This window comes from Rhizobium sp. RHZ02, from assembly GCF_014851575.1.
GTDB classification, from domain to species: Bacteria; Pseudomonadota; Alphaproteobacteria; order Rhizobiales; family Rhizobiaceae; genus Rhizobium; species Rhizobium altiplani.
The window spans coordinates 1-738 of the sequence record NZ_JACUZX010000081.1 but is presented as its reverse complement, the minus strand read 5'-3'; the positions used below and the strand labels follow the sequence as shown (position 1 = coordinate 738).

The 738-nt window shown below is 54.9% G+C and carries 2 protein-coding genes; both read right to left on the bottom strand.

Features of this window, described 5'->3' with window-relative positions:
• Window positions 1-373 (bottom strand): transposase (locus tag IB244_RS32675; protein WP_246734815.1); only part of this gene is annotated, 373 nt, incomplete at its 3' end.
• The coding region (locus IB244_RS32670; RefSeq protein ID WP_246734813.1) for a helix-turn-helix domain-containing protein at window positions 294-738 on the bottom strand (445 nt) is incomplete at its 5' end. The genes IB244_RS32670 and IB244_RS32675, both read right to left, overlap by 80 nt.

Below are 738 nucleotides of genomic sequence, written 5' to 3'. Positions count from 1 at the left end.
TTTCGCTTTTGTGGAAGCGAACATTGTCGGCAATCACGACGTCGCCCTTGGATAGAGTTGGGACGAGTTGCGTTTCGATCCAGGTCTCGAATATCTCGGCATTCATTGGTGCGTTGACGATCCATGGGGCGACCATGGAATGCGATCTGAGGCCAGCGATGAACGTCTGCGTCTTCCAGGATCCGAAAGGCGCATGACTGCGGTAACGGTGGCCCTTTGGCGACCATCCGGAGCGTTTTGTCAGCTTCGTGTTCGTTGACGTTTCATCGATAAAAGTAAGGCGAGCCAGAGCCTTATCGAAGAATGGCTTGCGCCTTTCGAGCCATAGACTTCTCGCCCGAGCGATTTCCGGGCGATGCTGCTCGCTTGCCATGAGGCTTTTTTTTATGGCTCAAACCGAGCCGGTGCAACATGCGTCCAACGCTCGAGCGATGCACAATGACGCCGCGCTCTGCAAGCTCGAGGCACAATTCGTCAAGCGTCAAATCACCCTTCTCAGCCATACGTTCACGGAACCATGTTCCATGGTCGCTCAACTTGCCGCCACCGACATGGCCCTGTCGTCTTGGCAACAGAGAGCCCGTTTCACGCTTCAGGATAACAAGGTTATTCACAAACCGAGGCGACACACGGAAATGCCGAGACGCCTCGCGATGGGTGTTACCCTCTTCAACGAACGCAACAACACGGGAACGCAACTCGATCGGATGTGATTTGCCCATGACCGGTCTCCTTCCA